The organism is Cellulomonas hominis (genome assembly GCF_005239125.1).
Lineage (GTDB): Bacteria > Actinomycetota > Actinomycetes > Actinomycetales > Cellulomonadaceae > Cellulomonas > Cellulomonas hominis_A.
Window position 1 is genome coordinate 1 of sequence record NZ_SZYE01000191.1, and the last position, 7,315, is coordinate 7,315.

The window sequence follows — 7,315 nt, forward strand, 5'->3', positions numbered from 1 at the left end:
GCGCCGGGCGTCGCCGCCGGCGCCGTCGGCGGGCCAGCCGACGAACCCGATCCGGCGGTGGCCGCGCTCCGCGAGGTGCTCGACCGCCAGCCGCACGCCGAGGGCGCCGTCGACGTCGACCCAGCGGTGGCCGGCGTCCGGGTCGCCCCAGGGCCGGCCGTGCGCCACGAACGGTGCGCCGCGCACCGCGAGCCACGCCGGCCGGGTGTCGCCGGGGTGCGTGTCCGCGACGAGCACCGCGTCGACGTCGCCCGCGGCCAGGAGCTCGTCGTAGGCGGCGATCTCGGCGGCGTCGTCGCCGTAGGGGGCGTCGAACGCGAGGAACCGGTAGCCGTACGGGCGGGCCGCCGCGACCAGCTCGTGCAGCAGCCGGTCCGGGTGCGCGGCCGTGCGGTGCGCGGTGGACCCGACGCGGATGCCGATGAGGCCGGACCGGCGCGAGGTCAGCGCGCGGGCGGCGTGGTCGGGTCGGTAGCCGAGGGCGGTCACCGACCGGCGCACGCGCTCCAGGGTGCCGGGCGACAGCCGGTCCGGGGCGTTCAGGGCGTTGGACACGGTCTGCCGCGACACGCCCGCGTGCTCCGCGACGGCGCGGATGGTCACCCGCGTCGCGTGCGGGCGGCTGCGCGTGTCGTCGGCGGTGGGCATGGGGCGGTCCTCGTGGCGTCCGTGCGGGGGGTGGGTGCGGTGCGGCGTGCGGACCGACGGAGCCACTTTGACCGGTCAAATCCGCGACGATTCTGGTGGGCCCCGGGCCGCGCTGTCAAAGGGCCAGGACGACTCGGACGAACCGGGCGGGGCGGCCGCTGCCTGCACGTTCGTGCACATCGCGACCGGGTGGTCGGTCGCACCGCCGCAGGCTGCGGGGACGCCCGCGGGCGGGGGAGCCGGGAGGCGCCCGCGGGGCCGCGCCGCGGGCGTGCCCGGGGCACCGGTGTGACTAGGGTGACACCCATGACGTGGCTGACGACGCCCGCGCACGCCCGCTGGCTCGAGACCGAGACCGACCGCCTGCTCGCCTTCGGGACGGCGTCCGCCGCACCGTCCGGCGGGTTCCTCCGCCTGGACGACGTGGGACGCCCGCTGCCGGGGCCCGCCGAGCTGTGGATCACCTGCCGGATGACGCACGTCTACGCGCTGGCCCACCTCCTCGGGCGACCGGGCTCCGCCCCGCTGGTCGACCACGGCCTGGCCGCGCTCGACGGGCTGTTCCGCGACCCGGAGCACGGCGGCTGGTACGCCGAGGTGAACGCCGACGGCACCCCCCGCGACGACGCCAAGGCCGCGTACCCGCACGCGTTCGTCGTCCTCGCCACGTCCTCGGCGGTCGCCGCGGGCCGGCCGGGCGCCCAGGCGCTGCTGCGCGAGGCCCTCGACGTCTCCGAGCGGCGGTTCTGGGACGAGGACGCCGGGATGGCCGTCGAGCAGTGGGACCGCACCTTCACCGAGCTCGACGCCTACCGCGGCGTCAACGCGAACATGCACACCGTCGAGGCCTACCTCGCCGCGCACGGCGTGACGGGGCAGCGGGTGTGGCTGGACCGCGCGGTGCGGATCCTCACCCGCGTGGTGCACGGCTTCGCCCGGGAGAACGGCTGGCGGATCCCGGAGCACTTCGACGCGCGGTGGCAGGCGGACCTCGAGTACAACGCCGACAGCCCCGCGCACCCCTTCCGGCCGTACGGCGCGACCGTCGGGCACTGGCTCGAGTGGGCCCGGCTCACCCTGCACGCCCGCGCCTCGCTCACCGCCGCCGGTGACGTCGCGCCCGCCTGGATGCTCGAGGACGCCACCGCGCTGTTCGACGCGGCGGTCCGCGAGGGCTGGGCCGTCGACGGCGCGCCCGGCTTCGTCTACACCGTCGACTGGTCCGGCCGGCCGGTGGTGCGCGAGCGGATGCACTGGGTCGCCGCCGAGGGCATCGCCGCGGCCGCCGCCCTGCACGCCGCGACCGGCGAGCAGCGGTTCGACGACTGGTACGCGACCTGGTGGGACTACGCCGAGGAGTTCCTCGTCGACCGGTCGGGCGGGTCCTGGTGGCACGAGCTCGGCACGGACAACCGCGTGTCGCGGACCGTCTGGGAGGGCAAGGCGGACCTGTACCACGCGGTGCAGGCCACGCTGATCCCGCGGCTGCCGCTCGCGCCGGTGCTCGCACCCGCGCTGGCGCAGGGGCTGCTCGACTGACGGATCGTCGCGCGGGGGCGCGCCGGGGCACCTAGAGTTCCGCCGTGCCCAGGCTCCGGCGTGCCGTCCCGTGGTGGGCGGTGGCCGTGGTGCCGGCCGCCGCCGCGCTGCTCACGGGCGCCCTGCCGCGGGACGACGCCTGGGCGCTCGCCGAGCGCGTCGGGCCGGTGCTGCTGTTCGTCGCCGCCCTCACCGTCGTCGCCGAGCTGTGCGGGTCCGCCGGGCTGTTCGACGTCGCGACGGACGCGGCCGCGCGGGCCGCCGGCGGACGGCGCTGGCTGCTCTGGCTGCTGCTGGTCGCGATCGCCGTGGCGTCGACCGTGCTGCTGTCGCTCGACACCACGGCCGTGCTGCTGACGCCGCTCGCGATCACGCTGGCCCGGCGCACCCGGACGTCGCCGCTGCTGCTCGTGCTGACGGTGGTGGCGCTCGCGAACACCGCGTCGCTGCTGCTGCCGGTGTCCAACCTGACCAACCTGCTCGCCGACCACCGGTTCGCGGAGCAGGAGGCGAGCTACCTCGGCGTGATGTGGGCGCCGGCGCTCGCGGCCGTGCTGGTGACCGTCGCGGTGCTGGCGGTCCGGGGGCGCCGGGAGCTGCGCGGCCGGTTCGAGCCCGGCGCGCGGTACACCCCGCCCGACCGCCCGCTGCTCGTCGCGACCGGGGTGACCGTCGCGGTGATGGCGGTCGGGTTCGTCGCGGGCCTGCCCGTGTGGGCGGTCGCGCTGGGGGCGGCCGCGGTGCTGCTGGCGGCGTCCGCCGTGCGGCGCCGGCCGCTGCCCGGCCGCGCCCGGGACCTGGTCCCGTGGCGGATGATCCTGGTCGTCGGCGCGCTGTTCGTGGTCGTGGAGACGCTGCACGTGCGCGGGCTGGGGGACTGGGTCCTCGACGCGGCGCCGGCCGGCGGGGACGCCGGCGCGCTGCTCGGGGTCGCCGGGCTGTCCGCGGTCGTGGCCAACGCCGTGAACAACCTCCCGGCGTACCTGCTCCTCGAGCCGGTGGCGGGCGAGGACGTCCGGCGGCTCGCGGCGGTGCTGATCGGGACGGGCGTCGGGCCGCTGCTCACCCCGTGGGCCTCGCTCGCGACCGTCCTGTGGTGGCGGCGGTGCCGGCAGGCGCTGGTGCACGTGCCGGTGCGGGCGTTCCTGGTGCAGGGCCTGTGGCTCGCGCCGCTGTGCGTCGTCGCGTCCGTGCTGGCGCTCGTCGCGGTGGCCTGAGCCCCGGGTCAGCCCTTCCGGGTCGAGCGGGCGAGCACGTGCATGCGCTCGCCCTGGGGCCCCCACAGCGTCAGCACCTCGGCGGCGCCCGGCCCCGGGTTGGTGAACCAGTGCGGGATCCGGGTGTCGAACTCGACCGCCTCGCCCGGCTCGACCATCAGGTCGTGCTCGCCGAGCACGAGCCGCATCCGGCCGGACAGCACGTACATCCACTCGTAGCCCTCGTGGGTGCGCGGCTCCGGCGGGCCGGGGTTGTGCCCCGCCGGGAACACCTGCTTGTACGCCTGCAGGCCGCCCTGGCGGCGGCTGAGCGGGACGTAGGTGACCCCGTGCCGCTCGACCGGCGACAGGTGCACCCGCGGGTCCCCGGTCTCGGGCGCGCCGACGAGCTCGTCGAGCGGGACCTGGTGCGCCCGCGCCAGCGGCAGCAGCAGCTCCAGCGTCGGCCGGCGCTGCCCGGACTCCAGCCGGGACAGCGTGCTGACGGAGATCCCGGTGCTGCGGGACAGGTCCGCGAGGGTGGCGCCCCGGCGCTGGCGCAGGTCGCGCAGCCGCGGGCCGACGGCCTCGAGGACGGGCTCCAGGTCGCCCGGGGCGGTGCTGCCGGCGGGGGCGGCGGTCGTGGCGGGGGCGGCCGGCGCGGCGGGCGCCGGCGCGGCGGGGGTGCGCGGTCTGCGGGGCTCGGCCATGCCCCCATTTGCCGACTCGGCAACGACGTTTGTCAAGCGCGCGCCCCCGGCCGCACCGTGGACACCACGACGAGAGGACGGAGGACCCGATGGTGACCGAGCAGGACGACGTGCTGGTGATCGGCGGCGGTGCGGCGGGGCTGAGCGGGGCGCTCACCCTGGCCCGCGCGCGCCGGAGCGTGCTCCTGGTGCACGACGGCGCGCCCCGGAACGCGCCGGCGGCGCACATGCACGCCTACCTCGGGCTGGACGGCCTGCCGCCCGCCGACCTGCTGGCGCGCGGCCGCGCCGAGGTCGAGGGGTACGGCGCCCGGGTCGTCGAGGACCGGGTGGTCGACGTCCGGCGCGACGGCGACGGCTTCCGCGCGGCGCTCGCGGGCGGCCGGGTCGTCCGGGCGCGGCGGGTGCTGGTCGCGACCGGGCTGGTCGACGCGCTGCCGGACGTCCCGGGGATCGCCGAGCGGTGGGGCCGGGACGTGCTGCACTGCCCGTTCTGCCACGGCTGGGAGGTCCGGGACCGGGCGGTCGCCCTGCTCGGGTCCGGGCCGCTGGCGGTGCACCAGGCGCAGCTGTGGCGCGGGTGGACCGCGGACGTGACGCTGTTCCTGGGCGCCGGGGCGGGTGCTGGCGACGGCCTGTCCGACGACGACTGGGAGCGGCTCGCGGCCCTCGGCGTGCGGGTCGTGGACGGCCCCGTCGCGGGCCTGGAAGTGGTGGACGACGTGCTGACCGGGGTGCGGCTCGCGACCGGGACGGTGCTGGGGTGCGACGCGGTGGTCGTGGCGACCGGCCTGGGCGCGCGGCTCGACGGCCTCGAGGGCCTGGGCCTGCCGACGGAGCCGGTGTCGATGGGCGACCGCGTGATCGGGACGCGCGTCGTCGCGGCGCCGGACGGGGCGACGAGCGTGCCGGGCGTGCGCGTCGCCGGGAACACCACGGACCTGCGCGCGCAGGTGCAGGTCGCCGCGGCAGCCGGCCTGACCGCGGGCGCGGCGCTCGTCGCCGAGCTGGTCGCCGAGGACGCCGCGGCCGCCGTGGCGCGGTACCGCGCGGAGCAGGCGGCGCCGTTCTCGGGCCGCGCGGAGCGCGAGCTCGCCGCACGGCGGGCGGGCGACGGGGCGGTCGGGCTGTGACCGGCCGGGACGACGAGGCCGCGGGGCGGACCCGCGGCGACGAGGAGGAGCGGGGCATGGGGCACGGACAGGGCGCGCACGCGCACGGCGGGGACACGGGGCACGGCGGGGACACGGCACGCGGCGGGCACGCGGGGCACGGCGGGCACGCACCGGGCGGCCACCCGGGCGAGGTGCGGCACGACCGGGAGTTCTGGGAGGACCGGTACCGCTCCGCGCCGCAGGTGTGGAGCGGGCGGCCGAACCCGCAGCTCGTCGACGAGGTCGGCGCCCTCGCGCCGGGCCGCGCGCTCGACGTCGCGTGCGGGGAGGGCGGCGACGCGCTGTGGCTCGCCGGGGGCGGGTGGGCGGTGACGGCGGTCGACCTGGCGCAGACCGCGCTCGACCGGGTCGAGGCCGCCGCGGCGCAGGCCGGGCCGGAGGTCGCCGCGCGCGTGCGGACCGAGCGCGTCGACATCGCCACCTGGGAGGCCGGGGACGGCGGGTACGACCTCGTGACCACGCACTTCCTGCACCTGCCGCCCGCGGTGCGGGCCCTGGCGTTCGCGCGGATGGCGCGGGCGGTGGCCCCCGGCGGGACCCTGCTGGTCGTCGCGCACCACGCGAGCGACCTGCGGACCACCGTCGGGCGGCCGGACCTGCCCGAGCTGTTCTTCGACCCCGAGGAGGTCGTGGCCGCGCTGGACCCCGAGGCCTGGGACGTCCCGGTCGCCGAGGCGCGGCCCCGCACGGCCACGGACCCCGACGGCCGGGAGATCACCATCCGGGACACCGTCGTGCGGGCGGTCCGCCGCCGCTGACCGCACCCCCTGCCGCCCGCCGGCGCCGACCCCGGCCCCGGCGGGTGGCAGGATCGCGACCATGAGCGACGACACCGAGGTCCGGGCCCTGATCGCCGAGGTCGAGCGGCAGGAGCGCGACCTGCGCTTCGCCACCTTCACCAACGACGACGCGTGGGAGCTCGGCACGCTGCTGGTCCGGCTGGCGACCGAGCGCGGGCTGCCCGTGACGGTGGACATCCGGCGCGGCGCGCAGCAGCTGTTCCACGCCGCCCGGCCCGGCACGGCCGCCGACAACGACTCGTGGATCGAGCGTAAGGTCCGGGTGGTCGAGCGGTTCGGCACCTCGTCCTACCTGCAGGGCCTGCGGGCGCGGGCGAAGGGCACCACGTTCGGCGCCGTGCACGAGCTGCCGCTCCAGCAGTACGCCGCGCACGGCGGGGCGTTCCCGGTGCACGTCGAGGGCGTCGGCGTCGTGGGCGTGGTGACGGTCTCGGGCCTGCCGCAGGCGGACGACCACGCCCTGGTGACCGAGGCGGTCCGCACCTTCCTCGACGGCTGAGGCCCGCGCGAGGTCGAGCGTTCCCGGCGGGGTCGAGGGGTTCCGTGCCGCGTCCGGCGGGACACCCTCGACCCGGGCGTCAGGGGACCGGGAGGACGGTGGGGAGCCAGGCCGTGACCGCCGCCGCGAGCGACCGCGGATCCTTCTTCAGGGAGTGGTCGCCGGGGACCGGGACGACGGTGCGGGTCGGCGACGGCGGCGGGGTGCCGTAGGGGTCGGTGCTGCCCTGGACCACCAGGACCGGCACCCCCGCGCCGTCGAGCTCGGGCAGCCGGCTCGGCGCGTCCGGCCGGCCCGGCGGCCGGGTGGGGAACGCGAGGCACAGGACCCCGGCCGCGCCGGTGGCCAGCGCGGTGCGGCAGGCGGTGCGGGCGCCCGCGGACCGTCCGCCCGTGACCAGCGGGGCGTCGAGCGCGTGCGCGCGCAGGTGCGCGACGACCGCGGTCCACGCCTCGTCCAGCGCCGGGCCCCGCGGGCCGACCCGCTTGCCGGCGACGCGGTACGGCTGCTCGACGAGCGCGACCGCGAGCCCCAGGGCCGTCGCGGCGTCCGTCACCGCGCGCAGGTCGGGCGCGTCGATCCCGCCGCCGGCGCCGTGGCCGAGCACCAGCGCGCCGGGGACGACCACCCGGCCGTCGTCGCCGGGCGCGACGCGGGCGGGCAGGTGCAGGTGCGCGCGGGCGGGACCCTGCGGGGTCGGGACATCGAGGACGGCGGCGCTCACGCCCGGCACGCTACCCGCGCGGTG

General features: G+C 78.3%; 8 protein-coding genes. 5 read left to right on the forward strand and 3 right to left on the reverse strand.

What is annotated here, in order from left to right:
- Positions 1–648 (reverse strand): LacI family DNA-binding transcriptional regulator (locus FA014_RS16595; RefSeq protein WP_154730753.1); only part of this gene is annotated, 648 nt, incomplete at its 3' end.
- A 306-nt stretch (positions 649–954) separates the two neighbouring features.
- Here FA014_RS16595 and FA014_RS16600 point away from each other — a divergent pair.
- Both FA014_RS16600 and FA014_RS16605 read left to right on the forward strand, forming a co-directional pair.
- Positions 955–2,187, forward strand: a complete 1,233-nt coding sequence (locus tag FA014_RS16600) for an AGE family epimerase/isomerase (RefSeq protein ID WP_154730754.1) — start codon at positions 955–957, stop codon at positions 2,185–2,187.
- Between the two features lie 44 nt (positions 2,188–2,231).
- Positions 2,232–3,404: an SLC13 family permease gene (locus tag FA014_RS16605; protein WP_154730755.1), complete on the forward strand. Its 1,173-nt coding sequence runs from the start codon at positions 2,232–2,234 to the stop codon at positions 3,402–3,404.
- Between the two features lie 8 nt (positions 3,405–3,412).
- Here FA014_RS16605 and FA014_RS16610 read toward each other — a convergent pair whose 3' ends face one another.
- On the reverse strand, positions 3,413–4,093 hold the full coding sequence (locus tag FA014_RS16610; protein WP_154730756.1) for a helix-turn-helix domain-containing protein: 681 nt from the start codon (positions 4,091–4,093) through the stop codon (positions 3,413–3,415).
- Positions 4,094–4,182: 89 nt separating this feature from the next.
- Between FA014_RS16610 and FA014_RS16615 the strand changes: the two genes are divergently transcribed.
- From FA014_RS16615 to FA014_RS16625, 3 genes are all read left to right on the forward strand, one after another.
- Positions 4,183–5,226, forward strand: a complete 1,044-nt coding sequence (locus FA014_RS16615; protein WP_419178422.1) for an FAD-dependent oxidoreductase — start codon at positions 4,183–4,185, stop codon at positions 5,224–5,226.
- A gap of 56 nt (positions 5,227–5,282) precedes the next feature.
- Entirely contained in the window at positions 5,283–6,026 is a 744-nt protein-coding gene (locus FA014_RS16620; RefSeq protein WP_154730758.1) for an SAM-dependent methyltransferase, read from the forward strand.
- Positions 6,027–6,087: 61 nt separating this feature from the next.
- Positions 6,088–6,567 carry a heme-degrading domain-containing protein gene (locus FA014_RS16625; protein ID WP_154730759.1) on the forward strand — a complete coding sequence of 160 codons (480 nt, stop codon included), beginning with the start codon at positions 6,088–6,090 and terminating at the stop codon, positions 6,565–6,567.
- A 79-nt stretch (positions 6,568–6,646) separates the two neighbouring features.
- Here the strand turns inward: FA014_RS16625 and FA014_RS16630 are convergent.
- On the reverse strand, positions 6,647–7,315 hold a 669-nt coding region (locus FA014_RS16630; RefSeq protein ID WP_328288217.1), incomplete at its 5' end, for an alpha/beta hydrolase family protein.